Source organism: Bosea beijingensis (assembly GCF_030758975.1).
GTDB lineage: Bacteria > Pseudomonadota > Alphaproteobacteria > Rhizobiales > Beijerinckiaceae > Allobosea > Allobosea beijingensis.
Genome location: NZ_CP132359.1, coordinates 3,478,063 through 3,502,367, shown reverse-complemented (window position 1 = coordinate 3,502,367; position 24,305 = coordinate 3,478,063). Strand labels below are relative to the sequence as shown.

21 protein-coding genes, 1 tRNA gene and 1 pseudogene are annotated in these 24,305 nt (G+C 67.0%); 11 read left to right on the top strand and 12 right to left on the bottom strand.

Going from position 1 to position 24,305, the window contains the following annotated elements:
- Positions 1-172: 172 nt before the first annotated feature.
- Together Q9235_RS16765 and Q9235_RS16760 are read left to right on the top strand one after the other, a co-directional pair.
- On the top strand, positions 173-2,302 hold the full coding sequence (locus Q9235_RS16765; RefSeq protein WP_306222949.1) for a caspase family protein: 2,130 nt from the start codon (positions 173-175) through the stop codon (positions 2,300-2,302).
- A 115-nt stretch (positions 2,303-2,417) separates the two neighbouring features.
- Positions 2,418-2,491, top strand: a tRNA-Gly gene (locus tag Q9235_RS16760).
- An 82-nt stretch (positions 2,492-2,573) separates the two neighbouring features.
- Here Q9235_RS16760 and Q9235_RS16755 read toward each other — a convergent pair.
- Entirely contained in the window at positions 2,574-5,297 is a 2,724-nt protein-coding gene (locus tag Q9235_RS16755; RefSeq protein WP_306222948.1) for a bifunctional diguanylate cyclase/phosphodiesterase, read from the bottom strand.
- A 25-nt stretch (positions 5,298-5,322) separates the two neighbouring features.
- Positions 5,323-6,423, bottom strand: a complete 1,101-nt coding sequence (locus Q9235_RS16750) for a TRAP transporter substrate-binding protein (RefSeq protein ID WP_306222947.1) — start codon at positions 6,421-6,423, stop codon at positions 5,323-5,325.
- A 548-nt stretch (positions 6,424-6,971) separates the two neighbouring features.
- Between Q9235_RS16750 and Q9235_RS16745 the strand changes: the two genes are divergently transcribed.
- A complete protein-coding gene (locus tag Q9235_RS16745; RefSeq protein ID WP_306222946.1) occupies positions 6,972-7,292 on the top strand; it encodes a hypothetical protein in 321 nt (106 codons plus the stop codon).
- A 58-nt stretch (positions 7,293-7,350) separates the two neighbouring features.
- Here the strand turns inward: Q9235_RS16745 and Q9235_RS16740 are convergent, their stop codons facing one another.
- From Q9235_RS16740 to napE, 8 genes are all read right to left on the bottom strand, one after another.
- Positions 7,351-7,602 carry a hypothetical protein gene (locus Q9235_RS16740; protein WP_306222945.1) on the bottom strand — a complete coding sequence of 84 codons (252 nt, stop codon included), beginning with the start codon at positions 7,600-7,602 and terminating at the stop codon, positions 7,351-7,353.
- A gap of 156 nt (positions 7,603-7,758) precedes the next feature.
- Positions 7,759-8,061 carry a DUF6522 family protein gene (locus Q9235_RS16735; protein ID WP_306222944.1) on the bottom strand — a complete coding sequence of 101 codons (303 nt, stop codon included), beginning with the start codon at positions 8,059-8,061 and terminating at the stop codon, positions 7,759-7,761.
- Positions 8,062-8,335: 274 nt separating this feature from the next.
- On the bottom strand, positions 8,336-9,049 hold the full coding sequence (locus Q9235_RS16730) for a cytochrome c3 family protein (RefSeq protein WP_306222943.1): 714 nt from the start codon (positions 9,047-9,049) through the stop codon (positions 8,336-8,338).
- Between the two features lie 12 nt (positions 9,050-9,061).
- The gene (locus Q9235_RS16725; protein WP_306222942.1) at positions 9,062-9,565 is read right to left on the bottom strand and encodes a nitrate reductase cytochrome c-type subunit; all 504 of its coding nucleotides are present in this window, start codon (positions 9,563-9,565) and stop codon (positions 9,062-9,064) included.
- Positions 9,532-12,033 (bottom strand): periplasmic nitrate reductase subunit alpha, encoded by a 2,502-nt coding sequence (gene napA, locus Q9235_RS16720; protein ID WP_306222940.1) that lies wholly within the window; start codon positions 12,031-12,033, stop codon positions 9,532-9,534. Before napA ends, Q9235_RS16725 begins: the two co-directional genes overlap by 34 nt.
- Positions 12,030-12,317, bottom strand: coding sequence for a chaperone NapD (locus Q9235_RS16715; protein ID WP_306222938.1), 288 nt, complete (start codon positions 12,315-12,317; stop codon positions 12,030-12,032). Before Q9235_RS16715 ends, napA begins: the two co-directional genes overlap by 4 nt.
- Positions 12,310-12,822, bottom strand: coding sequence for a ferredoxin-type protein NapF (napF, locus tag Q9235_RS16710; RefSeq protein WP_306222936.1), 513 nt, complete (start codon positions 12,820-12,822; stop codon positions 12,310-12,312). Before napF ends, Q9235_RS16715 begins: the two co-directional genes overlap by 8 nt.
- A gap of 10 nt (positions 12,823-12,832) precedes the next feature.
- Positions 12,833-13,027: a periplasmic nitrate reductase, NapE protein gene (gene napE / locus Q9235_RS16705; RefSeq protein ID WP_306222934.1), complete on the bottom strand. Its 195-nt coding sequence runs from the start codon at positions 13,025-13,027 to the stop codon at positions 12,833-12,835.
- A 736-nt stretch (positions 13,028-13,763) separates the two neighbouring features.
- Between napE and Q9235_RS16700 the strand changes: the two genes are divergently transcribed.
- The 7 genes and pseudogenes from Q9235_RS16700 (at position 13,764) to Q9235_RS16670 (ending at position 21,072) form a co-directional block, all read left to right on the top strand.
- Complete coding sequence (locus tag Q9235_RS16700) at positions 13,764-14,342, top strand: flavin reductase family protein (protein WP_306222933.1); 579 nt, start codon at positions 13,764-13,766, stop codon at positions 14,340-14,342.
- Positions 14,343-14,365: 23 nt separating this feature from the next.
- Positions 14,366-15,370: an MsnO8 family LLM class oxidoreductase gene (locus Q9235_RS16695; RefSeq protein WP_306222932.1), complete on the top strand. Its 1,005-nt coding sequence runs from the start codon at positions 14,366-14,368 to the stop codon at positions 15,368-15,370.
- A 27-nt stretch (positions 15,371-15,397) separates the two neighbouring features.
- Positions 15,398-16,741, top strand: a complete 1,344-nt coding sequence (locus Q9235_RS16690; RefSeq protein WP_306222931.1) for an LLM class flavin-dependent oxidoreductase — start codon at positions 15,398-15,400, stop codon at positions 16,739-16,741.
- 39 nt (positions 16,742-16,780) lie between these two features.
- A complete protein-coding gene (locus tag Q9235_RS16685; protein WP_306222930.1) occupies positions 16,781-17,317 on the top strand; it encodes a GNAT family N-acetyltransferase in 537 nt (178 codons plus the stop codon).
- 41 nt (positions 17,318-17,358) lie between these two features.
- Positions 17,359-19,140 (top strand): amino acid ABC transporter permease/ATP-binding protein, encoded by a 1,782-nt coding sequence (locus Q9235_RS16680; RefSeq protein WP_306222928.1) that lies wholly within the window; start codon positions 17,359-17,361, stop codon positions 19,138-19,140.
- A 32-nt stretch (positions 19,141-19,172) separates the two neighbouring features.
- A pseudogene (locus Q9235_RS16675) lies at positions 19,173-20,098 on the top strand (ABC transporter substrate-binding protein).
- Between the two features lie 44 nt (positions 20,099-20,142).
- Positions 20,143-21,072, top strand: a complete 930-nt coding sequence (locus tag Q9235_RS16670; RefSeq protein WP_306222926.1) for an ABC transporter substrate-binding protein — start codon at positions 20,143-20,145, stop codon at positions 21,070-21,072.
- Positions 21,073-21,109: 37 nt separating this feature from the next.
- On the opposite strand, the gene Q9235_RS16665 is transcribed toward Q9235_RS16670, so the two are convergent.
- Positions 21,110-22,120 (bottom strand): DUF2891 domain-containing protein, encoded by a 1,011-nt coding sequence (locus Q9235_RS16665; RefSeq protein WP_306222925.1) that lies wholly within the window; start codon positions 22,118-22,120, stop codon positions 21,110-21,112.
- Positions 22,121-22,321: 201 nt separating this feature from the next.
- On the opposite strand from Q9235_RS16665, the gene Q9235_RS16660 reads away from it, so the two are divergent.
- Positions 22,322-23,092 (top strand): HpcH/HpaI aldolase family protein, encoded by a 771-nt coding sequence (locus Q9235_RS16660; protein WP_047575359.1) that lies wholly within the window; start codon positions 22,322-22,324, stop codon positions 23,090-23,092.
- A gap of 128 nt (positions 23,093-23,220) precedes the next feature.
- Here the strand turns inward: Q9235_RS16660 and Q9235_RS16655 are convergent, their stop codons facing one another.
- Positions 23,221-24,192: a Bug family tripartite tricarboxylate transporter substrate binding protein gene (locus Q9235_RS16655; RefSeq protein WP_306222923.1), complete on the bottom strand. Its 972-nt coding sequence runs from the start codon at positions 24,190-24,192 to the stop codon at positions 23,221-23,223.
- Between the last annotated feature and the right edge of the window lie 113 nt (positions 24,193-24,305).

Here is a 24,305-nt window from a genome sequence, read left to right as displayed (position 1 = left end):
CTGGCAATTAAGTCACACCCGCCCGATTATACTTGAATCATCGCTGTGGCTGCCGCGGCTAACCCAGCGCAGAATCTGGAGAATCAAGTCTTCACCAGCCCAGCCCGAGCGTGGCTTTTCCATGTCGATTTGATGTTGCTTCCACCAGCGGCTTTCTGGGAACCTCCATCATATGGCGGATGCCCGTTCGAATCGCGGGCGTCAGACAAGGTCGAGCGAGTCGTTCTTCTCGCACAGGGGAAGCAGCATGCGTTTACATGCCCGGGCCTATGCGTATCTCATCGCCGCCTGGACGGTGGCCCTGGCAGCGCTGAGCATTGGTGCCACGCCCGCCCTTGCCCAGAAGCGCTTCGCCTTCGTCGTCGGCAATGGCGCCTATGCCAATGTCACCAAGCTGCCCAATGCGCTGAACGACGCCAATGCCACGCGCGCCATGCTGCAGGAGGCCGGCTTCGATATCACGCCGGCCCTCGACATGTCGCTCGCCGGCCTGCGCGGCGCGCTCGACGTCTTCGTCGACAAGGTCCGCCGCAGCGGCCCAGACACCACGGCGCTGGTCTATTATGCCGGCCATGCCGTGCAGCTCGACGGCGCCAACTACATCCTGCCGACCGATATCCGCCCACAGATCGCAACCAGCATTGCCGATCAATCCCTCTCGCTGAGCGATATCCTGAGGCGGCTCGACGGCGCCGGCGCCAAGTCCAAGATCGCGATCATCGACGCCTGCCGCAACAACCCCTTTGCGGACCGCACGACCGCCCGTGGTCTCGCCCTGCAGATCGTCGACGGCGCCAATGAAGGTATCAACAGCGAAGCCGGTCTGGCCCGCATCGACTCCAACAGCGGCACCTTCGTCGCCTTCGCGACCTCCCCAGGCTCCACCGCGGCGGACGGTACCGGTGTCAACAGCCCCTTCACCACCGCCTTCCTGCGCGAGGCACGCGAGCCGGGTCTCGCCGTCGAGCAGATCTTCCGGCGCATCCGGCTCGCCGTCTACGATTCCACCAACGGCGCCCAGATCCCCTGGGACACCTCCTCGCTGATCACCGAGTTCAGCTTCTTCCAGCGCCCGGCCGGCGCCCCCGCGGCGCAGTCCGCGACCGCCGGCAACGTGCCCCTGTCGGCGCGCCCGACGCTCGCCTCCTTGCGCAGCATGACGCCGGCCGATGCGGCCCGCACCGCGATCGCCTGGGACCGCAGCGACATCTACGGCAACGCGCTCAGCCTCAACCCCGAGGACCAGAATGCGCTGCGTCTGAACCGTATCCTCGCCCAGCGCACCGACGAGCGGGCCTGGGCCGAGGCGGTACTCGCCGGTGATGCCGAATCCTTCAGGCTCTATGCTCGCCTCTATCCGGTGTCGGATCATACCGCCGCGGCCCTGCGGCTGGCTGCGACCGCGCCCAGCCGCAACCGCATCCAGGTCGCGCAGACCTGCCCGGTCTGCCCGGCCGTCCAGCAGCCCCGCTCGCGCCGCGCCGACTATACGCCGCGCGGCGTCTCTCCGGCCCAGTCGGGTATGCCGCGGCAGACCCAGGCGATGCCGGCTGCGCCTGCTCCTCGGACCAGCGCCGCGGAGCCGCAGCCTGCGCCGGAGCCGGTCCTGCCGGTGGGGTGGCCGGATCGTCCGCGCTGGACCGGCTTCTATGTTGGCGGCTCGATCGGCGCTGGCCGGCAAAGCAGCCGCACGATCGTCGACGGCTACGGCCCCACGAACTCGATCCGCACCTCGATTGGCGCCGGCAACGTGGCCCCCCGTCTCTCGCCCGACGGAAACGGTGCCGTCGGCGGCGCGCAGTTCGGATTCAACTATCAGATCGGCCCGGTCGTGATCGGCGCGGAAACCGATCTTTCTGCCACGCGCCTCGGCGGCAGGGACATCTCGTCCGTGAATCCGTTCGGCGTGCAGGTCACGACGCAAAGCGAAAACAGGCTTTCGATGCTCGGCACGGTGCGGGCGCGCGCCGGCCTCGCCTTCGGCAACCTGCTGGTCTACGGGACCGGCGGCTATGCCTATGGCCGCGTCGAGCAGAGCGGCTCGATCACGCCCATCCCCGCCAACAACCCGACATATCTGGCGTCGCGTTCGGAGATGGCCGGTGGCTGGGCCTTGGGCGGCGGCGTCGAATACGCGATCACACCAGGCATCTCGGTCAGACTGGACTATATGCGCTACGACCTCGGGCGCGCGCAACTGACGCTCGGGGAAGTCACCCGGCAGGCCCCCGGAGAATTTGCCACGATGCGCGCGCGCACCTCTGGCGATATCCTCAAGGCCGGCGTGAACTTCGGCTTCTGACGGAGCGGCAATGCCGCTCTGACGGCTCGCCCGTCACGTCAACGGCCACATCAGGCGAACAACCTGATCGCGCCCCTTGACACCAGTGGGTCCGATGGGGAATTTGGCGCCCGATGCGGGTGTAGCTCAATGGTAGAGCAGCAGCCTTCCAAGCTGAATACCCGGGTTCGATTCCCGGTACCCGCTCCACTTCTTCCCTCCTGAATGTACGACTTTCCCGTCGATCATGCCGGGCGTGGCTGCGTGGGCCTGCCCGGCACGCGCCCGAAGGCTACAGCGTGTCGGACGAATCGAGCGCACGCCCGCCCCGCGGCCCGCCGCGGCTCCGGCTGGAGCGCCTGAACAGGGTCGTGTGGACCGCCTGCAGGATCGGCTGCGGTTTTCCCAGGAGATAGCCCTGGGCTTCCGTGCAGCCGGCGCGATCGACGGCGTCGAGCTGGTCCTGGGTCTCGATGCCCTCCGCCGTGGTCGCCATGCCGAGCTCGGCCGCGAGAGCCGCAACCGCCGTGACGATGGCAGCGCTGTCGGAATGGGCGGTCATGTCGCGCACGAAGGAGCGGTCGATCTTGACCTTGTCGAGCGGGAAGAGCCTGAGATGGCTGAGGCTGGAATAGCCGGTGCCGAAATCGTCGAGGACGATGCGGACCCCGAGTTCCTTGAGGCTCCTCAGCGTTCCGAGACTACGGTTGTCGTTGGCGAGCAGCGCCGTCTCGGTGATTTCCAGCTCGAGGCGCGCCGGATCGAGCCCGGTCACGGCGAGGATATCGCGCACGGCCGCGACCGTGTCGCCGAAGATCAGTTGCACCGGCGACAGATTGACGGCGATGCGCAGATCGCCCGGCAACCGGGCCGCATCTGTGCAAGCCTGCCGAATGACCCATTCGCCGAGATCGACGATCAATCGCGTCTCCTCGGCGAGCGGCACGAAATCCGCCGGCTTGACCAGCCCCCGCTCGGGATGGTGCCAGCGCAGCAACGCCTCGAAGCCGCAGAGCTTGCTGGATTTCAGGTCGAAGATCGGCTGGTAGGACAATTCGAACTGCCGCTCCTCGATCGCCTTGCGCAAATCCACCTCCAGGGCGAGGCGGGCGCGCAATTGCTCGTCCATCGCAGCGGTGAACACGCAGCAGACGCCGCGGCCCTGCGCCTTGGCCTCGTAGAGCGCGAGGTCCGCCTGTTTCAGCAGCAGGTCCGCGTCGAAATCCGGCCCTTCCGCGACGGCGATGCCGATGCTCGCCGAGATCGAGATCGTTCGCTCCTGGATGAAATAGGGCTGGCTCAGGACCTCGATAATGCGCGCGGCCAGCGCCTCGGCCTGCCTCGGCTGCTCCTGGCCGAGGCTGAGGACCGCGAACTCGTCCCCGCCCAGCCGGGCGACGCAGTCGCTATCCCGCACGCAGGTCGCCAGGCGTTCCGCGACCGAGAGCAGCAGCAAGTCGCCGACGGGGTGCCCGAGCGTGTCGTTGACGTCCTTGAAGTGATCGAGATCGAGGAAGAGCAGCGCGACCGATGCCGGCTCGTCGCCCTTCCGCAACAGCGACTTCGCGATCTGGCCACGAAAGGCGAAGCGGTTCTGCAGGCTCGTCAGGTCGTCGTGATGCGCCAGGAAGCGGATGCGGCTTTCCTGTTCGAGCAGGGCCACGTTCTGCTGTCGCGCCTCTTCGGCCGCTTCGTTCGCGCGCGTGTTGGCGGTGGCGAGATCCGCGAGCGCCCCCTTGAGCGCCGTGATATCCGTACGAATTCCGACGATGCCGCCATCCCGCATTCGCCTCTCGGTGATGAGCAGCCAGCGGCCATCCGGCAGCAGGCGCTCGATCGAGCCGCGGCCTTGCCGATGCCAGGCGGCGACGTCCTTCACGAACGCGTCGACATCGCCGGTCGCCTGGGGATATTGGCCGAGCTCGGCGCCCTTGCGGATGATGTCCTCGAAATGCGCCCCGGCGGCCATGAAGGGAGCGCTCAGGGCATAGAGCTCGCGATAGCGCTGGTTGCACGTCACCAGCCGGTCGTCCCTGTCCCACATCACGAAGCCGTCCGACATGGCCTCGATCGCGTCGTCGAGGACCGCCGAGGACCGCGTCCGCTCGGCATCCGCCCGTTCGCGCTGGTGGATGGCCAGCAGGATGGCTCCGGCAAAGGCGCTCAGCAGCATCACGGCGATGCCGGCCGCCGTCAGCGTCCTGTCGCGGTCATGGCGCCAATCCGCCAGGAGCACGCCGCTCTTAACGCTCAGGACGACCCGGATATCGCCATAGAGCGAGGTTCTGACCACGTTGAGGCTGCTGGCCTCGCTGTTTCGATCTCCGATCATGAAGGCCTTGCCGTTCACCGCCCGCTCGGGCAGCGCCACGGCGCGGGACTTGCCGATCAGCAATTCGTCATGCGGCAGCGTCGCGACGACCTGGCCGTTGGCACGTTCGAGAGAAATCTGCGTTCCGGGGCTGACACCCGCCTCCCCCAGCAGTTTCATCAACGTGTGCAGCGGAACCTCCGCAACGGGGACGATGCCGTGCCAGGCCGGGATCCGGCGTGCGACATAGAGCGCCCAGTCGCCGGTGACGGCGTTGCGGAGCGGTCCGATCAGGTTCGTCGGTGAACGCCCGACCATCGCCACGTCGAGCGGCAGCGGATGGCGCGCGCCGCTCGCCTTGGCGGAGGCCACGATGCTGCCGTCCGGCCCGACCAGCAGCAGATCCCGAAATGCCATCGTCTGGAAATTGAGGCCCCGCAACAGGCGGCTGGCGGCGTCGCGCTGCCCGGGCCCGATCTGCGCGACATCGAACAGGGTCGCAAAGCTCGCCAGCGCCCCATCGACCTGCAGCAATTGCCGGTCGAACGCATTCTCGACGGCGACTGCTGCACCTTCGAGGGACTGCTCGGCGGCACGCCAGGCGGCCTCCTCCCTCTGGCGAACCAGATTCGAGGCACCGAAAGCCGCCACCGCCAGGATGGCGACGGTCCCCGCGACCACCATGAGTTTGAGGCGCTTGATCATTGATCCTCATCGAGGGGACGGCGAGTCACGGCGACCGGGGCTCGATGGCGTGGAGCGGCTTGAGATAGGTGTTCCAGGCCGAGACGCAGTCCTGGCCGCAGCGCTCGAACCAGCGCGGGAGGACGACCTCGGCGAGGAGGCGCCGGCGCGTCGCGTCCGCCGGCAGGGCCGGCACCACCGTCATCGGCCGCTCGGGCTTGCCGGAGCAGGTTTCCGTACCGGCATTGCAGGCAAGGCCGCGCTGCGTATCGGCTTCCGCCTGCGACCAGATCCGCTCCTCGAGTCGGCCCACGCCTTGCCGGATGATGTCGCGCGCATCGGCGGGAAGCGCGTCCCAATAGGTCCCGTTCGCCCCGAAGATAGAGACGCCCCAACTCAGCGCGAAGGCATGGACGGCGACGGCCACGCGCGGCAGGCCGATCTCGTAGCCGCTCAACGTGCCGGTAATCGCGCAATCGGCGACACCGTCGCGCAGCGCCGCCACGATCTCGGCAAAGGGCAGGATCACCGGCACGGCTCCCATCGCCGCCATCAGCTCGGACTGCCCGACCGAAGAGGTTCGCACCTTCCGGCCGGCGAGGTCGTCGAGCCCCTTGAACGGCTTGGTGCAGAACAGAACCTGCGCCGGATAGGCGTAGATGCCGAGAAGCTCGATGTCGTAGCGCTCGCGCAGCACGCTGCGCAGATGCTCCCGGAACGCGGCGACCGTCCGCCGCAAGGTGGCGACATCGGGGTTCAGCACAGGCAGGTCGACGGCGCTCAGCTCCGGCTCGTCGCCGGCCACCGCGCTCAAGAGCGCCGTGCCGAACGACATCACCCCGAGCCGCATCAGTTGGAGCATTTCCTGGTTGCGCAGACCGCCGGCATCGAGCGGCCGGATCGTCGCGCTGACGCGCCCTTTCGACAGCGCCGCGATCTCCGATTGCCAGAAGGGCTGCTCGATCTTGGTGTATTGGGTGACGCCGGCGAGCCCGCCGATGATCTGCAGCTTGATCGGCTCTTCCGGGCGCGTCTGGGCCAGCGCGGCGCAGCCCGCGAATGCGAGCATGGCGGCGAGCGCTGCAATCACAGGCTGCACGCGGCGGCGCGAACGATATGCGGTGGCGATGTCGCAGGTCCTGACCATCTCCCCCTCGCGATAGCCCTGTCCGATCGGGGCGATCTTCCGCCGTGGCGGTTAACCGCGGTTGAATCGGAGGCCTGCGCTCAAGCCGAACGCGCATCTTTTCGCTGCACTCGACACGCAGGGCGCGCACCCGGCCGGACAGAGCCGTTCTTACTCTGGCCCTATGGCGCAAACGCCGCACGACGCCCGCTTATGGAAGAAGAGCCCATGAGAACCGGGCATTCTCGGCGCGGGCAAGCTACACAGCGGCACAATTGAGAACTATTCAAAATTACTTCTGTCTCTATATTGCAGAAGCGAGCTATCGTCGAAGCCATCGGCAACAACGCCTGGCGAAGGGATTTGAGTGTTGCCGTGCAGGCGAAGCTCGCTATGCTCGATGAACTACCGCTCCCTTCGCAGATGCACGACCGGACCTCCAGGGCCCTTTCCCGCCATGCGCGTCCGCGACAGCGCGAGATAAGGCGGGACGGGGCTGTCGAGCCAGAACCGGCGGACCTGAAAGATGGAGCGGCCGGGCGGCGGCGGAAACGGAACGGGGTGGGGAGATGATGCGTCTGGGGGCGTGGGCGGCGCTTTGGTTTCTGGCCGGTCCGGCAGCGGCGACGAGCGAAGTGCTTCGCCAGGGCGAATTCCTGCAGGATTACATCACCTGCGAAGCCTGGATGAAGCGCAGGAGCACCGATGCGGAGATGCACAACCTGATCGGCCGCTGGGTGGTCGACGCCATGCGCCAGACCTCCCCCTCCCGGCTGTCGAAATACGGAGATGGAGAAATCCTCGAGGTCGTCGAGCGCCAGTGCCAGGCCCAGCCGGAAGAAACCCTGACGGTCGTCACCTTCCTCGCCGGGCTGCGGCTTCCCGAGTGATCCGGTCGCCGCCCAAAGCGGCGGCCGTTCATGCGAGCGGCCCGGATGTCCTGCCGCCTCAGAAGGAAGGCAGCACGCTGCTGCCGAAGCTGTCGGAGCGCCCGGCAAAACTCGTCCCGCTGTCGCGCGCATAGCCGGGGCCGCTCAGGCGGGCGGGCGCCGGGCCGGGATCGAGATAGCTGCGCTGCTGCGGCTGGATGGTCATGCTCTGGACCACCGGCGCTTCCGAAAATTCAGCCGGCTCGCGGGATGCGCAGCCGCCCAGCGCCGCAAGGAGAATCGTGGCCGGGCCGAGATGGATAAGACGCATCGTTCCCTCATCGAGACAGCGCGGGAGGAAAGCGCGGGCCGCTGGAGCGAGTCGCGCCGCTGAAAGCGCATTATCGGGACGGTACCCGGAAATGTACATCAGCCCCCCGCCCGGCAGGCCCGCGCTCCGGACATGCCGCACCCGAACGGCGCTCGTTCAGATCCGTCCGCGGCGGCCGGGGGCGGGCAGGAAGTCCAGTTGTTCCTCGGCAACGCTTCCGTCGGGCAGCACGATGGCCTGCCAGCAGCGATTGCCGCAGCGCACGGAGAGGCGCCAGCGGCCTTCGTCGTCCGCCTCCCCGCGCTCGACCCGGCTCGTCACCAGTCCGCGGCGCATGAGGTCGCGCAATTCCTCCGCCGACCAGCCGAAGCGCTTCGCCAGGCGCGCTGCATCGAGCACGAAGGAGCCGTCCGCATCCCGGACGAAGGGCAGGTCGGGCGCGGCTTCACCGGCGGTCATGGCATTTCGCTCCGGAGCGTCGATCGTTCAGGCTCCTTCTGCACCGGAGAGCCTCCCGCATCCAGCCCATCCCCCTCGGGCAGAATGCGCTCGGCGCCGCCGCGATCGTGAATGCCGCGATCATCGCTCGTCCCACGCCGGGCGCGCAAACCCGGAACCTAAGACTGGTAAGCGATTCCCAGCCCGTTTGCAGGCCGCCCGCCCAGTCGGGGCTTCCGGGTTCTTCGCTGCGCGAAGCCCCGGAATGACAAAGACAGTTGCAGCCGGCAGCCCCTCACCGCGTCTCGATTTCGGCGAGATAGGTCCGCACTGCACGCTCCGGCCCGTGCCAGGAGGCGCTGCCCTTGCCCTGCAACTCCGGCGCATCCTTCCAGCCTGGCTCGATTCCGGTCATATCCGGCAACAGATGGGCGATGCCCTTGTGGCAGTCGATGCAGGTCTTCTCGCCGGTGGTCAGGAAGCGGCCATGGATCTCGGCAGCCCGGCGGGTCTGCTTGGTGAAGTCCATCGCCACCGAGGAATGGCAGTTGCGGCATTCCAGCGAGTCGTTCGCCTTCAATCGCGACCATTCGTGCTTGGCCAGTTCGAGCCGCATGTTGAGGAACTTCTCGCGCGTCGAGATCGTGCCGAAGATCTTGCCCCAGACCTCCTTCGACGCCTGCATCTTGCGGGCGATCTTGTCGGTCCAGTTATGTGGGACATGGCAATCCGGGCAGGTCGCGCGCACGCCCGAGCGATTCGAGAAATGGATCGTCGATTGCAGCTCCTGATAGACGTTGTCGCGCATCTCGTGACAGGAGGTGCAGAACTTCTCGGTGTTGGTGACCTCCAACGCCGTGTTGAAGCCGCCCCAGAACAGCACGCCGCCGACGAAGCCGCCGAGCGTCAGCACGCCGAGCGGCAGATAGGCGCTCGGGCGGCTGATGATGCGCCAGAAACTGACGGCGACGCCCCAGCACCAGAGAATGAAGGATTTGAGCCTGGCCATGATGCACGCGCCTCAGGGCTTCCGGCCGATGTCTTTGGCGTCCTGGAAGCGGTTCGGGACCAGGGGCGCGACATCGGTCTGCTGGACATGGCAGGCGGTGCAGAAATAGCGCCGCGGCGTCACGTCGGAGAGCACCTGCCCATCGCGGTCCTGGAAATGGGTCACGCTGATCATCGGCGCGCCCGAGCCTTCCGTGAATTCGCGCTTGTGGCAGTCCATGCAGCGGTTGGTGTTGAGGGTGAGCTGGTAGCCGTCGATCGCATGCGGGATCACCGGCGGCTGCTCCGGATAGTTCCGCATCCGCCTGACATCGTCGACGACCGGGCGGCCGAGCGCCGGCACGCGCTCGAGCGCCATCGGATCGGCGGTGCCGGTCAGGCGCGGCACGATCTTCACCGGCGCGCCCTCCTGCGAGACGGCGGCGCCGAAGGCGAGGACGAGACCGGCCGCAAGGACAGCCCCGAGCAAGGTCCGCGAGCGCATCAGCCCGAGACCGGAACGATCTTGACCGCGCATTTCTTGAAATCCGTCTGCTTGGAGATGGGATCGGTGGCGTCGAGCGTCGTCTTGTTGATGAGCTGGCTGGCGTCGAACCAGGGCACGAAGACCACTCCGGGCGGCATGCGGTTGCGGCCGCGCGTCTCGACGCGGGTGCGCATTTCGCCGCGGCGCGAGATCACGGTGATCTCGGCACCCTGGTTGAGCCCGCGCTTGCGGGCATCTTCCGGATGCATGAAGCAGCGCGCGCCGGGAAAGGCCTTGTAAAGCTCGGGCACGCGCATGGTCATCGAGCCGGAATGCCAGTGTTCCAGCACGCGGCCGGTGACGAGCCAGAGATCGTACTCGTTGTCGGGCGATTCCGCCGGCGGCTCGTAGGGCACCGCGATGATCCGGGCCTTGCCGTCCTTGTTGCCGTAGAACTCGACGCCCTTGCCCGGCTTCACATAGGGGTCGAGCCCCTCGCGATAGCGCCAGAGCGTCTCCTTGCCGTCGACCACCGGCCAGCGCAGTCCGCGCACCTGATGATAGAGATCGTAGGGTCCGAGATCATGGCCATGGCCGCGGCCGAAAGCGGCATACTCCTCGAAAAGCCCTTTCTGGACGTAGAAGCCGAAGGCCTTCGCCTCCCGGTTCTCATAGCTCGGATCGATTTCGGAGACATCGAACTTGTCGACATTGCCGTTGCGATAGAGCACGTCGAACAGGGTCTTGCCCTTGTAGTTCGGGTTGGCGTCGAGGATCTCCGCCGGCCAGACCTCGTCGGTGGTGAAGCGCTTCGAGAACTCCATGAGCTGCCAGAGATCGGAACGGGCGTCCCCCGGCGCATTGACGAGCTGGTGCCAGACATGGGTACGCCGCTCGGCATTGCCGTAGGCGCCCTCCTTCTCGACCCACATCGCGGCCGGCAGGATCAGGTCGGCCGCCATCGCCGTGACAGTCGGATAGGCATCCGAGACGACGATGAAATTGTCGGGGTTGCGATAGCCTGGATAGGCCTCGTTGGTGTTGTTCGGCGAGGCCTGCAGGTTGTTGTTGACCTGGATCCAGTAGAAATTGAGCTTGCCGTCCTTGAGCATCCGGTCCTGCTCGACGGCGTGGTAGCCGGGCTTTTCCGGGATGATCCCGTGCGGAATGCGCCAGATCTCCTCGGCATGCTTGCGGTGCTCGGGATTGGTCACCGTCATGTCGGCCGGCAGGCGGTGGGCGAAGGTGCCAACCTCGCGCGCCGTGCCGCAGGCCGAGGGCTGGCCGGTCAGCGAGAACGGGCTGTTGCCGGGCTCCGAGATCTTACCCGTCAGCAGATGCAGGTTGTAGACGAGCTGATTTGCCCAGACGCCACGCACATGCTGGTTGAAGCCCATCGTCCAGAACGATGTGACCTTGCGCTTGGGATCGGCATAGAGCTCGGCGAGCTGCTGCAGGAAGCCGGGCTCGACGCCGGTCAGGGCCGAGACCTTCTCCAGCGTGTAGTCCTTCACGAAGGCGGCATAGGCCTCGAAATCGATCGGCGTCGTCGCCGTGACATCCTCCGCCTTGCGCGCCTTGACCTCGCGCGGATCGTCGGGGCGCAGGCCGTAGCCGATATCGGTCGCGCCCTTCACGAAGGTGGTATGCTTGCCGACGAAGTCCTTGTTCACCCGCCCGGTCGTGATGATGTGGTTGGCGATGTAGTTGAGGATCGCGAGGTCCGTGCCCGGCTTGAACACGATCGGGATGTCGGCCAGGTCCGAGCTGCGGTGGGTATAGGTCGAGAGCACCGCGACCTTCACATGCGGCTGGCCGAGCCGGCGATCCGTCACCCGCGTCCACAGGATGGGGTGCATCTCCGCCATGTTCGAGCCCCAGAGCACGAAGGCGTCGGCATGCTCGAAATCGTCGTAGCAGCCCATCGGCTCGTCCATGCCGAAGGTCCGCATGAAGGCATAGGCAGCCGAGGCCATGCAGTGGCGGGCGTTCGGATCGAGATTGTTGGAGCGGAAACCGGCCCGCATCAGCTTGGTCGCGGCATAGCCCTCGAAGATCGTCCACTGGCCGGAGCCGAACATGCCGAGCGCGGTCGGCCCCTTCGCCTTGAGCGTCGCCTTGGCCTTGGCGGCCATGGTGTCGAAGGCCTCGTCCCAGGAGACCGGCGTGAACTCGCCGTCCTTGGCGTAGACGCCGTTCTTCTTGCGCAGCAGCGGCTGGGTCAGCCGGTCGTTGCCGTACATGATCTTGGAGAGGAAATAGCCCTTGATGCAGTTCAGGCCGCGATTGACGTCGGCCTTCATGTCGCCATGGGTGGCGATGACCTTGCCTTCCTTGACGCCGACCATGACGCCGCAGCCGGTGCCGCAGAAGCGGCACGGCGCCTTCGACCACTTGATCTGCAGGCTGTCGACGCCTCCCATCACAGGCTGGGCCTCGGCTGGCACGCTCATATTGGCGGCGAGCGCAGCGACGCCGGCCGCCTGCGCCTTCAACATCTCGCGACGGGACAGGGTCATGGGATTACTCCGGGGTCGTCGAGGGTTTCGAGGTCTTCGATCTGCTCGAACACCATGTTGGCCGAGAGCACGCCGTCGATCAGGCTGATGGCGGCGAGCCGGTCGCCGATCACGCCGGTGCTGGAACCTTCCAACACGATCACGATCTTGCCGTTCTCGACCCGATGGATCTCGGTCTCGGGAAGCTCCGCGATGCTGGCGAGTACGGCCTCGACCTTGGCCGGCAGGGCCGAGACGACGGCGCTCGATATATGGTGGAAGCGCGGGCGGGAACGCTCAGGCATGGGCAGCCTCCGCCGGGCGCGCGCCGACCGCGATAGCCTGCGCCGGGCAGGCGGCGATGCAGGCGCCGCAGCCATTGCAGCGGTCGCTTGCAATCTCCGGCAGGGCCGGGCCGCCGAGGCGGGCCCGGAAGCGGATCGCGCTTTCCGGGCAGGCATCGCCGCAGCTCTGGCAGACGATGCCGCGCCTGGCGAAGCAATCGGAGCCAACCGCCGCGACATGCGCGAAGGCCGGCAGCAGACGATCGAAGACCTGCTCGGGGCAGGCTTCCGCGCAGGCGCCGCAGAAGCTGCACTCGCTTGCGGCGAAGCTCAGAGCCGGCCGGCCCCCGGCGTCGAGCGCGATGATTTGCTGCGGACAGGCCGGCACGCAGTCGCCGCAGCCGGTGCAGGCCGCTGCGACCGAAGCCGCGCGCGACCATGGCGGCCGCACGCCTTCCGGCTGCGGCTGCACCGGGCGGCCGGTCAGGAAGCGGCGTCGTCCGAAATCGATGGCATTCTCGCCCATGCCTGCCTCCTCAACGTGGAGGCCCGGGCGGGCCGAGGACGAGCTGGGACATCCAGACAAGGAAGCCGTAGCCGCCGACGATACCGACCGACAGGACCGGCCAGATCAGCACGGCCAGGATGAGGAAGGCGGTGAGCTCGGCGCGCCTCGTCGGCTTCTCGGTCGCGGCCTCCGGGCCGCCGGTCTTCGCGGTCTCGGTCGTCATCTCCTACCCCTTCAGCCGAGCGCATATCGCACCGGCCCCTGTTGAGAGATCGACTGATGAGAATATGGATTGCCGGGTGCTGTCCATGTCAGGGACCGCATTGCACCGCCATTCCGCGACCGTCTTTGACATAACGCAAACACGACGCAGCAAATGCGATCGATCCCCCGGATGGTCCCCTTATTGCTTGCCGGACATGCCGCCCGGCCCGCGCCGCGCGGCAGCCCGCTCTTCGCGGCGGTGAGCGACGCCCGGGACGCCTGCTTGGGCGCGCGAGCGGATTTCTTCCAGCGCGTGTCGCCATGGTGGCGCTTCCGCCTCCGGCCAGCGCGATCTTTGAAAAGCTGTTTCATTGACCGCGAAGCATCAGCCGGAAAGAATGGACAGTATCGGGCGGTGTTCGCATCGCTCCTTCGCGGGATTTGCTGGAGCAGCTTGCACCGCGTCAACAATGCTAAAAGCACCACGACGAAATTCGTGGGCTCCGAGATACGGAGACGCGTCGGTGACGACATGCACGAATTCAGAAAACCCTGTTCCGGTTCTTTGGGACCGATGTTCCTGACAGGATATCGGGCGTCCTGAGCGCCTGAAATCTTTCCAACGCGACTGCACGCAACGCCGGTTCTTCCGGCGATGGAGGACGCTTGCCTCGTCCCCCTCGCGGCAGCCTGCGGCGCGCCACCGGTCGGCGCCCCGTCCTCACGAATCCGAACGGCCTGAATCAGAGGTTCCCATGGCGGTCCTGTCCCTTGCATCCTCGACTTCGCCCCGCGCCCCCGCCGGTCCGGCCACGCGCGGCGATTTCCGCACAGCCTTGCGCCACCTCGCCGGCGGCGTCTCCGTGATCACCACCGGAGGCGACGAGGATCGCACCGGCCTGACCGTGACCTCGCTCTCCGCACTCTCGGCCGAGCCTCCGACCGTGATGTTCGGGCTCAACCTCTCCTCCTCGACCTATCCCGTTCTCGCGCGCCATCGCAGCTTCGGCGTGAACTTCCTCAGCGCCACGCAGAAGCAGGTCGCGGACCGCTTTGCCGGACGCGGCGGCGAGAAGGGCCCGGCCCGTTATGCCGAGGCGGAATGGAGCGAGGGCCGCACCGGGACGCCTCTCCTGGAAGGCGCGCTGGCCGCGCTCGACTGCGAGCTGGAAGAGCTGATCGAGCGGCACTCTCACGCCATCGTCATCGGCCGGGTGCGCGAGATCCGGCTCGGCAGCAACGACGCCGCCCTCCTCTACTGGCGCGGCGATTACGAGCGACTCGGCTGGATGGCCGAGGAGGCGACGACCGCGCTCGGCCTCCGCTCCGCCTGACATCTCCAACGGCAGCAAAACCCATGACCTACGCACTGAGCCTTCTCGACAAGACCCCGCTCATCGAGGGCGAAACCGCCGGCGCCGCATTGCAGCGCACGGTGAGCCTCGCCCAGGCGGCGGAGCGCCTCGGCTACCACCGCTTCTGGCTGGCCGAACACCATGACTTCCCCGGCCTCGTCAGCCCCGCACCGGAAGTGTTCGCCGCCTATCTGCTGGCCCGCACGCAGCGCATCCGCATCGGCTCAGGCGGCGTCCTCTTGCCGCATCACAGCCCCTACAAGGTCGCAGAGACCTTCAACCTGCTGGCCTCGCTCGCGCCCGGCCGCGTCGATCTCGGCATCGGCAAGGCGCCCGGCGGCCTGCCACTCTCGACCAAGGCGCTGCGCGTATTGCACGATCCGGCCCGCGCGCCGTCCTTCGAGGCTTTGCTGGACGAGCTCGACGGCTTCCTCGTGCCGCCGGCAGTGACGGACGGCCCGCGGGACAAGGCCCGCGCCCTGCCCGTTCCGCCTGTGACGCCGGAGCGCTTCCTGCTCGGCGCGAGCCCGGACAGCGCCCGGCAGGCGGGCGAGCGCGGCTGGCACTTCGTCTTTGCCGGCCATCACAACGGCGATCCCAAGGCGATCGACGAGAGCCTGAACGCCTATGCCAAGGCCGGCGGCACGGCGCCCCTGCTGCTTGCGGTGGCCGCCTTCGCCGCCGAGACGGCCGAAGAGGCGCAGAACCTGACGGAGGACCACCGCGTCGTCCGTCTGACCCTCGACAACGGCCAGAACCTCAATCTCGGCAGCGAGGAGCAGGCGGCCGAGTATGCCCGCCAGGCCGGCGCGGCCTCCTACAGCACCGAGATCCGCAAGCCGCACATCCTTGCCGGGACGCCCGAGCAGGTCCGGCGCGAACTCGACGGGCTGCATGCCCGCTTCGGCATCGCCGAATTCGTCATCGACACGCCGACCGCCCTGACCAGCCGGCGCCTCGCCTCCCTGACGCTGCTCGCCGGCGAGAGGCCGGCGCTGGCGGCCTGATCTCCTCTGTCGAAAGGACTTGATCCCATGTCCCGCACCCGCCTCACCTTCGGCCTGATGCTCCAGGGCGCCGGCAGCCACATGAACGCCTGGCGCCACCCGAGCAACCCGGCCGATGCCAGCGTCAATCTCGATTTCTTCATCCGCAACGCCCGCAAGGCCGAGGAGAACGGCATCGCCTTCGCCTTCGTCGCGGACGGGCTCTATATCAACGAGAAGTCGATCCCGCATTTCCTCAACCGCTTCGAGCCGCTGACCATCCTCTCGGCGCTCGCGACAGTGACGAAGAAGCTCGGCCTCGTCGGCACGGTCTCGACCTCCTATAGCGACCCCTACACGATCGCCCGTCAATTCGCCTCGCTCGACCTGATCTCGGGCGGCCGGGCGGGCTGGAACGCTGTGACCTCGCCGCTGGAAGGCTCCGGCCGCAACTACAGCCGCCCGCATCCCGAGCATTCGCTCCGCTACGAGATCGCGCAGGAATATCTCGATATCGCCAAGGGCCTCTGGGATTCCTGGGACGACGATGCCTTCATCCGCGACCGCGAGGCCAGCCGCTTCTTCGATCGCGACAAGCTGCATACGCTGAACCACAAGGGCCGCTTCTTCCAGGTCGAAGGCCCGCTCAACATCCAGCGCTCGCAGCAGGGCCAGCCGGTGCTGTTCCAGGCCGGCGCCTCGGAAGCGGGCATCGGGCTCGCCGGCCGCCATGCCGACGCGGTCTTCGCCAATCATGTCCCTCTGGAAGAGGCGCAGGCGCTCTACCGCGCGATCAAGACCAGCGCCGTCGCCCATGGCCGCAGCGTCGACGACGTGAAGCTCTTTCCCGGAGCCGGGCCGATCGTCGGGCGCACCGCGGCCGAGGCCGAGGAGAAGTATCAGGCGATCCGCAACCTCGTCTCGATCGAGGACGCGCTGGCCTATATCGGCCGCTATTTCGACCACCACGACTTCAGCGCCTATCCGCTCGATGCGCCTTTCCCCGACCTCGGCGACATCGGCAAGAACAGCTTCCGCTCGACCACCGACCGTATCAAGCGCAACGCCGTCCTGAAGCGCCAGACGCTGCGCGAGGCGGCACTGGAAGCCGCGACGCCCCGCACCGACCTCATCGGCTCGGCCGAGGAGATCGCCGGCAGGCTGATCGAGCGCGTCGAGGCGCAGGCGGCCGACGGCTTCGTGCTCGGCTTCCCGGTGATCGGCCAGGGCCTCGACGATTTCGTCGAGCTGGTGATCCCGGTGCTGGAGGAGCGCGGCGTCTACGACCGCAACCTGCCGGGCACGACCCTGCGCGACCATCTCGGCCTCCCCCGCCGCGAGAGCCGCTACGCGACCGCACCGGATGCCGCCCCGGCCCGCCGCGCGAGCTGAGCCCGCGCCCCGCAATTCCCGCACGGAAAGGCTCACGCCATGGCCGACGAATTCTTCTACACGACCCCGCTTCATCCCCTCGCCCAGCCCCTGGTCGAGCAACTCACCTGGGAATACGCCACGCGCTATGGCAGCCAGTTCGGCGAGCCGCCCGGCGCCGAGATGAGCCGCTATCCGGCCGAGCTTTTCGCCCCGCCGGACGGCAATTTCGTGCTGTTGCTGCGCGACGGCCGGCCCATCGCCGGCGGCGCCTTCAAGCGCTTCGACGAACGCACGGCCGAGATGAAGCGCATCTGGACCCATAGCGATTTCCGTCGTCAGGGCCTTGCCCGCCGCATCGTCGCCGAGGTCGAGGCGCAGGCCGTCCGGCAGGGCTATGGCAAGATCTACCTGACCACCGGCTTCCGCCAGCCCGAGGCCAGGGGGCTCTATCTGGAGACCGGCTACACGCCGCTCTTCGACGTCTCGGCCGATCCAGAGTTCTATCGGAAGCTGCCCTTCGAGAAGGAGCTCTCCGCGCTCCCGGCCTCGCTGCCGCGCCCGCCGGACAGCCACGCCGCCCGCAGCGCCGCCTGACCGGGCCGCTTCTCCCTCTCCCATAACAAGAAGAGCCAGCCATGACCCTCGCCAGCGATTTCGCGGGCTTGCCCACGCACGCCCAGAATCCAGCCCCGCACCGCGATTTCAGCCGCTATCGCATCGTCCCCGCCCGCTATCCGGGACGGACCATCGGCACCGTCTTCGCCGCCGTCGTGATCTTCGCGGTCCTGAATTCGGTGCTCTCCAACCCGCGCTGGGGCTGGGACGTCTTCGCGGAGTGGTTCTTCGCCGAGCCTGTGCTGGTCGGGCTCGGCCGCACGTTGTTCCTGACCCTGCTCGGCACGGTCTTCGGCTTCCTGCTCGGCACGGTGCTGGCGCTGGCGCGAGTTTCCGGCTCGCCACTGCTCGCCTCGCTGTCCTGGGGCTATGTCTGGCTCTTCCGCTCGATCCCGCTGATCGTGCTGCTGCTGATCCTGAACAATCTCGGCTATCTCTACAGCACGATCTGGCTCGGCATCCCCTTCACCGATATCAGCCTCGGCTCCTGGCAGACGACGCAGCTCATCACGCCCTTCCTCGCCGCCGTGCTGGGCCTGACACTGAACGCCGCCGCCTTCTCCTCCGAGATCGTGCGTGGCGGCATCCTCGCCGTCGACCAGGGCCAGCATGAGGCCGCGGCCGCGCTCGGGCTGCCGAAGCACCGCCAGGTCTCGCGGATCGTGCTGCCGCAGGCGATGCGCTCGATTCTGCCGACCGCCTTCAACGAGATCATCAGCCTCGCGAAGGGCACAAGCCAGGTCTACATCCTGGCCCTGCCGGAGCTGTTCTACACCATCCAGGTCATCTACCGGCGCAATCTCGAGGTGATCCCGCTGCTGATGGTGGCGACGGTCTGGTACCTCGTCATTCTCAGCGTCCTCTCCTTCTTCCAGCGCCATATCGAGCGTCACTATGCCCGGGGCGCCCTGCGCAACCCGCCGCCCTCGGCGATCGACACGGCCCGGCGCTGGCTCGGCCGGAACCGCGTCGGCTTCACCGCCCCTACACATGCCCCCACCGCACCGCGCACGGCCTCGCTCGCCACGCTCTCGCCACGCAGCGGCGGCGAGATCCGGATCAGCCATGTCTCGAAGAGTTTTGGCCCGCTCAAGGTGCTCGACGATGTCAGCCTGTCGCTGCGCCCCGGCGGCGTCACCGCGATCATCGGCCAGTCCGGCTCCGGCAAGTCGACCCTGCTGCGCTCGATCAATCATCTGGAGCGCGTCGACGAAGGCTTCATCGCCATCGACGGCGAGCTGATCGGCTACCGGCAGGACGGCGAGACGCTCTACGAGCTGAAGGAGAAGGATATTCTGGCCCGGCGCGTCGATGTCGGCATGGTCTTCCAGAACTTCAATCTCTTCCCGCACCTGACCGCGATCGAGAACATCGCCGAGGCGCCGGTGACCGTGCGCGGCCTCTCTCGCGAGCAGGCTTTTGCCGAGGCGCAGGAACTGCTCGCCCGCGTCGGCCTGGCCGAGAAGGCGAACGCCTATCCGCGCCAGCTCTCCGGCGGCCAGCAGCAGCGCGTCGCCATCGCCCGAGCGCTCGCCCTCAAACCAAAAGTCCTGCTCTTCGACGAGCCGACCTCGGCGCTCGACCCCGAGCTCGTCGGCGAAGTCCTCGACGTCATCAAGGAGCTCGCCCGCTCGGGCACGACGCTGGTCATCGTCACCCATGAGATCGGCTTCGCCCGCGAAGTCGCCGACCAGGTCGTCTTCATGGAGGCAGGCAGCATCGTCGAAAGCGGCGCCCCGGCCGACGTGCTCGGCAATCCCAGTCACAGCCGCACCCGCGAATTCCTCGCCAAGGTGCTCTGAATTCCCCGCCACGCTTCACAAGGAAATCGACCATGATCACGCGACGCAATTCGCTCAGCCTCCTCGCCGGCGCCGCCTCGGCCGCCATCCTGCCCGGCCGCGTCTTTGCCCAGCAGGGCATCGACCTCTCGCCCGAGCAGCCGGGCCGCCCCCGCGCGCAGATCGATGAACAGGCGATCAAGCTCATCGCGAAGGACGCCAAATTCGCGAAGGACGGCGTCTTCACCGTCGCCAACAATACCGGGCGCTTCCCCTTCGGCGGCTATGCCGATGACACCAAGACGATCATCGGCGCGGAGCCCGATATCGCGCAGCTCATCGCCGACGCGCTCGGCCGCAAGCTGGAGGTCGTCCCGACCGCCTGGGCCGATTGGCCGCTCGGCGTCACCTCCGGCAAGTTCGACGCGGTGATCTCCAACGTCACCGTCACCGAGCAGCGCAAGGAGAAGTTCGACTTCTCGACCTATCGCAAGGATCTGCTCGGCTTCTACGTGAAGAAGGGCAACGAGATCGACATTCGCGAGCCCCGCGACGTCGCCGGCCTCAAGATCATCGTCGGCGCCGGCACCAACCAGGAGCAGATCCTGCTGCGCTGGAACGAGGCCAATCTCAAGGACGGGCTGAAGCCTGTCGACATCCAGTATTACGACGACGACGTCGTGCTCTATCTCGCGTTAGAATAGCCGACGCCTATCTCGGCCCCAACGCCCTGCTGAGCTACAAGGCCGCGCGCGAGAACAAGACCCGGCTCGCCGGCAATTTCTCTGGCGGCTGGCCGATCCTCGCCGAGATCGCGGTCACGACCCGCAAGGGCGCCGGCCTCGCCGAAGCGATCACCCAGGCGCTCAATACCCAGATCAGGAACGGCACCTACGCCAAGGTTCTGGCCCGCTGGAACCTCTCGGCCGAGGCGATTGAGGAATCCCGCACCAACCCGCCCGGCCTGCCGAAGGCGTGAGCGCCTCGCTTGACCGTCGAAACTCTCAAGAACTGGAGACCATCATGATCCCGCGACGGACTCTCCTGTCGCTGCTCGTCGGCGCGTTTGGCGCCGTGAGCCTGCCCGCCCTCGCCCAGGCTCCCTTCGACCTCGGCCCCGAACAATCCGGCCGCATCCGCGCCGAGAAGGACCCGGCCGCCATCGCCGCCGTGCCCAAGGGTTTCAAATTCGTCGAGCCCGGCCTCTTCACCGTCGGCATCAGCCCCGGCGGGCCGCCGCTCACGACCTACGCCACGGACGCCAAGACCGTGATCGGCGCCGACCCCGACTTCGCCCAGCTCATCGCCGACAGCCTCGGCCTGAAGCTCAACCTCGTCCCGCTGGCCTGGGCCGACTGGCCGCTCGGCCTGACCTCCGGGAAATACGACGCCGTCATCTCCAATGTCGGCGTCACCGAGCAGCGCAAGGAGAAATTCGACTTCTCGACCTATCGCCTTGGCCTGCACGGCTTCTTCGTCAAGGCCGACAGCAAGGTGACCGGCATCAAGGAGCCGAAGGATGCGGCCGGCTTGAGCTTCAGCGTCGGCGGCGGCACCAATCAGGAGCGCATCCTGCTGGAATGGAGCAAGCAGAACGTCGCTTCCGGCCTGAAGCCACTCGAACTGCAGCTCTTCGACGACGAAGCCGCTCGTCTCGTCGCCTTGCGCGGCGGTCGGGTCGATGTCGTCGTGCAGCCCCACGCCCAGCTCGTCTTCATCGCGGCCCGCGACAAGGACATCAAGCGCATTGGCACGCTCAGCGCCGGCTGGCCGCTGAAATCCGACGTCGCGATCACCACCCGCAAGGGCAGCGGCCTCGTCGATGCCCTGACGCTCGCCACCAACAACCTGATCAAGTCGGGCAAGTACCGGCAGGCGCTGGCCCGCTGGGGCATCGAGGAGGAAGCGGTCGAGCGCTCCGAGACCAACCCTCCCGGCCTGCCCAAATACTGACGCCGCAGATAGATCTGCAGCAGATCTCGTGACGAGCCTATCTCTCCTCGATCGCGAGCACGGCGAAACTCGCAAGCCAGTGCTCGCCCATATAGTCGCCGGCGATATGCGGCAGCCCGGTTTCGAGATGCAACCTAGCAGCGTCCGCGATGACCGGGCGCCGCACATCCCACTCCGGCAGCGCCGCACCCAGCGCGCTCCAGCACCAGGCGCGGCTGAGATTGAGCCCGTCGAGATGCGCGATCTTGCCGTCGGTCCGGTCGGTCACGGTCGCTGGTTTGAACAGGATTGCAGGCTGGCTCTGCGCGATGCGCGGCAGGAAGCGCTCGAACCAGGGCAAGAACTGGTCCGCCGGCAGCAGGCGGCGCATGCATTCCGCCTCGATCAAGGCCGAGGACTGGAAATCGTCGCCGCTCGGCTCGCCCCAGGCCGGGCAATCCTCATCGGCCCCATACCAGCGCAGCGCCGTCTCGCGCAGCAGGGCCACGAAAGCGCGATCCCCGGTCGCATCTGCATAATCCGCCGCCATCCGCAGACCGAAGGCGGTGTTGAAATGCGTGCCGACCCGGACCGGATAGGTCACGATCGGCAGGAAATCGCGGAAACGCTGGGCGAAGGCTTCGGCAAGCGGCTCCAGCGCCCGGCCCCAGCGCCCGTCGTCGAGCCCCTTCAGCTCGGATGCGAGCTTGAGCAGCCAGCCCCAGCCATAAGGCCGCTTGAAGCCGCGCGCCGTCGGCTGGGTCAGATAGGCGCATTCGACCGCAACTTTCTCCGGAACAAGCTGTGCATCGAACAGCGCGACGATATCGGCAGCCGCCTCCATCGTCGGATGGCGCCTGAGCAGCCGCGCCAGCATCCAGTAGCTATGCACGCAGGAATGCCAGTCATAGCTGCCATAGAACACCGGATGGAGCTGGCTCGGCGTCTGCGCATCCTGCGGGCCGGCCAGTGTATGGTCCGGCTTGTTGGGATACTCGCGACGGACATGGCCGAGCGCGATGCGGGCAAAACGCTGGGCGATCTCTTCGGTGAGCATGGGGGTAGTCATCAGGTGGTTGTCTCCAGGGCTGTGCAACCTAGCAGCGATTCGGCCCTCGCAAAGCGCCCGGCGCCACCAGAACCGCAACCCCGCCATCTCCTGCCGTCAGGTTCGCTCGTCCGTTCCGTATGATCTAACCAAGGCAGCGTGCTCCCGGTGGCTTCGGCCAACGGAGTAACGCCGCCAATTCATTCGCCCGAGGGGAACGCCGTGGATCTGCCCGCCAACGCCTTCAAGGCCGCGCTGAAGCGCGGCGAACTCCAGATCGGATTGTGGAGCAGCCTGTGCAGCCCGATCGTCTCCGAGATCATCAGCCAGAGCGGCTTCGACTGGATCCTGGTCGATACCGAGCATTCTCCCAACGAGCCGCCCGACGTCCTCGCCCAGTTGCAGGCGCTGAAGGGCGGCACCGCGACCCCGATCGTCCGCCCGGCCTGGAACGATGCCGTGCTGCTCAAGCGCCTGCTCGATATCGGCGTTCAGGCCGTGCTCGTGCCGTTCGTCCAGAATGCCGAGGAAGCGCGCAAGGCCGTCGCCGCCTGCCGCTATCCGCCCGCCGGCATCCGCGGCATCACGGTCAGCGGCCGCGGCAGCCATTACGGGCGCGTACCTGACTATCTCAAGCGCGCCGACGGCGAGATCTGCGTGCTCGTGCAGGTGGAAACGGGCGAGGCGCTGGCCCGCATCGAGGAGATCGCCTCGGTCGATGGCGTCGACGGCGTCTTCATTGGCCCGGCCGATCTCTCGGCCTCGCTCGGCCATATCGGCAACCCCGGCCATCCCGAGGTCCAGGCCGCGATCCAGGATGCGGTGAAGCGCCTGACCGCGATCGGCAAGCCGGCCGGCATCCTGACGCCGTCCGAGCCCGATGCGCGCCGCTATATCGAATGGGGCTATCGCTTCGTCGCCGTCGGTTCCGATCTCGGCCTCATGACCAAGCATGCCGACGCGCTGGCCAAGGCTTTCGCCGGGCAGCGCTGACAGGGCCTCACCGCCGAAACCTCTCCGTCATGGTCGGGCTTGTCCCGACCATCCACGTCTTCCTTCATGCGAAGCGGTGCCCGAGACGTGGATGCTCGCTACAACGGCGAGCATGACGGTCGAGATGATCACTCGATCTTCACATTCGCCTTCTGAGCAACCTCCGCCCAGCGCTTGGTCTCTGAGGCGATATGGGCGGCGAACTGCTCCTGGCTCGACCCGACCGGGTCGACGCCGAGCTTCTTGAGCTGCTCGATCACCGCCGGCTCCCGCATGATCGCCTGCGTCTCGGTCGAGAGCTTGGCGACGATCTCCTTCGGCACGCCGGACGGCGCGAAGAAGCCGTGCCAGGAACTGGCATCGTAGCCCGGGATGAACTCCGACAGCGCCGGCAGGTCCTTGGCCACTTCGAGCCGCTTCGGCGTCGCGGTGGCGAGTGCGCGGATCTTGCCGTCCTGCACATGCGGCCAGGCGATGGTGATGTTGTCGAAGGTGATCTGGATTTGACCGGAGAGCAGGTCCTGCGTCACCTGCCCGCTCGACCGGTAGGGCACATGCACCATGTCGGTACCGGTCGAGACCTTGAACAATTCGGCCGCCATATGGGTCGAGGTGCCCGCCCCCGACGAGCCGAACGAGTACTTGCCGGGATTCTTCTTCAGCAGGTCGATCAGCTCCGGCACACTCTTTGCCGGCAGGTCGATATTGACCATCAGGATGTTGGGCACGCTCGCCACCTGTGAGATCGGCGCGAAATCCTTGATGTGGTCGAAGGGCAGCTTGGCATAGACGGCCGGGTTGATCGCATGGCTCGACACCGTGCCCATGGTCAGCGTGTAGCCGTCGGCCGGCGCCCGCGCGACCGCGGCGACGCCGGTATTGCCGCCGGCGCCCGGCCGGTTCTCGACGATGAACTTGCCGCCGAGCCGCTGGCCTAGCCGGTCGGCCAGGATGCGCCCGAGCAGGTCCGTGGTGCCGCCAGCCGCGAAGGGCACGACGATGGTGACAACCTTGCTGCCGGGATAATCGCCCTGCGCCAAGGCGGGCCCTGCCGCAGCCAGGCAGGCGGCGGCGATGATGGTTCTGCGCGTAATGCTCATCGGTTCGTCTCCCCATCGCGGACCATTCCGCCTGCACCTCATGCCGGGTGCTTACCCCGATCGATAACACAGGATCGCAATCTTGAAATCTGAAATTTCAGATTGCTGGACGA

Coding starts and splice junctions, on each gene's coding strand:
- Q9235_RS16680 (WP_306222928.1), top strand. CDS start 17,359: ATGACCCTCGCCAGCGATTTCGCGGGCTTGCCCACGCACGCCCAGAAT.
- Q9235_RS16695 (WP_306222932.1), top strand. CDS start 14,366: ATGACCTACGCACTGAGCCTTCTCGACAAGACCCCGCTCATCGAGGGC.
- Q9235_RS16740 (WP_306222945.1), bottom strand. CDS start 7,602: ATGCGTCTTATCCATCTCGGCCCGGCCACGATTCTCCTTGCGGCGCTG.
- Q9235_RS16725 (WP_306222942.1), bottom strand. CDS start 9,565: ATGCGCGGTCAAGATCGTTCCGGTCTCGGGCTGATGCGCTCGCGGACC.
- Q9235_RS16700 (WP_306222933.1), top strand. CDS start 13,764: ATGGCGGTCCTGTCCCTTGCATCCTCGACTTCGCCCCGCGCCCCCGCC.
- Q9235_RS16755 (WP_306222948.1), bottom strand. CDS start 5,297: ATGATCAAGCGCCTCAAACTCATGGTGGTCGCGGGGACCGTCGCCATC.
- Q9235_RS16730 (WP_306222943.1), bottom strand. CDS start 9,049: ATGGCCAGGCTCAAATCCTTCATTCTCTGGTGCTGGGGCGTCGCCGTC.
- napA (WP_306222940.1), bottom strand. CDS start 12,033: ATGACCCTGTCCCGTCGCGAGATGTTGAAGGCGCAGGCGGCCGGCGTC.
- Q9235_RS16715 (WP_306222938.1), bottom strand. CDS start 12,317: ATGCCTGAGCGTTCCCGCCCGCGCTTCCACCATATATCGAGCGCCGTC.
- Q9235_RS16745 (WP_306222946.1), top strand. CDS start 6,972: ATGATGCGTCTGGGGGCGTGGGCGGCGCTTTGGTTTCTGGCCGGTCCG.
- Q9235_RS16655 (WP_306222923.1), bottom strand. CDS start 24,192: ATGAGCATTACGCGCAGAACCATCATCGCCGCCGCCTGCCTGGCTGCG.
- Q9235_RS16665 (WP_306222925.1), bottom strand. CDS start 22,120: ATGACTACCCCCATGCTCACCGAAGAGATCGCCCAGCGTTTTGCCCGC.
- napE (WP_306222934.1), bottom strand. CDS start 13,027: ATGACGACCGAGACCGCGAAGACCGGCGGCCCGGAGGCCGCGACCGAG.
- Q9235_RS16670 (WP_306222926.1), top strand. CDS start 20,143: ATGATCCCGCGACGGACTCTCCTGTCGCTGCTCGTCGGCGCGTTTGGC.
- Q9235_RS16685 (WP_306222930.1), top strand. CDS start 16,781: ATGGCCGACGAATTCTTCTACACGACCCCGCTTCATCCCCTCGCCCAG.
- Q9235_RS16750 (WP_306222947.1), bottom strand. CDS start 6,423: ATGGTCAGGACCTGCGACATCGCCACCGCATATCGTTCGCGCCGCCGC.
- Q9235_RS16765 (WP_306222949.1), top strand. CDS start 173: ATGGCGGATGCCCGTTCGAATCGCGGGCGTCAGACAAGGTCGAGCGAG.
- Q9235_RS16690 (WP_306222931.1), top strand. CDS start 15,398: ATGTCCCGCACCCGCCTCACCTTCGGCCTGATGCTCCAGGGCGCCGGC.
- napF (WP_306222936.1), bottom strand. CDS start 12,822: ATGGGCGAGAATGCCATCGATTTCGGACGACGCCGCTTCCTGACCGGC.
- Q9235_RS16735 (WP_306222944.1), bottom strand. CDS start 8,061: ATGACCGCCGGTGAAGCCGCGCCCGACCTGCCCTTCGTCCGGGATGCG.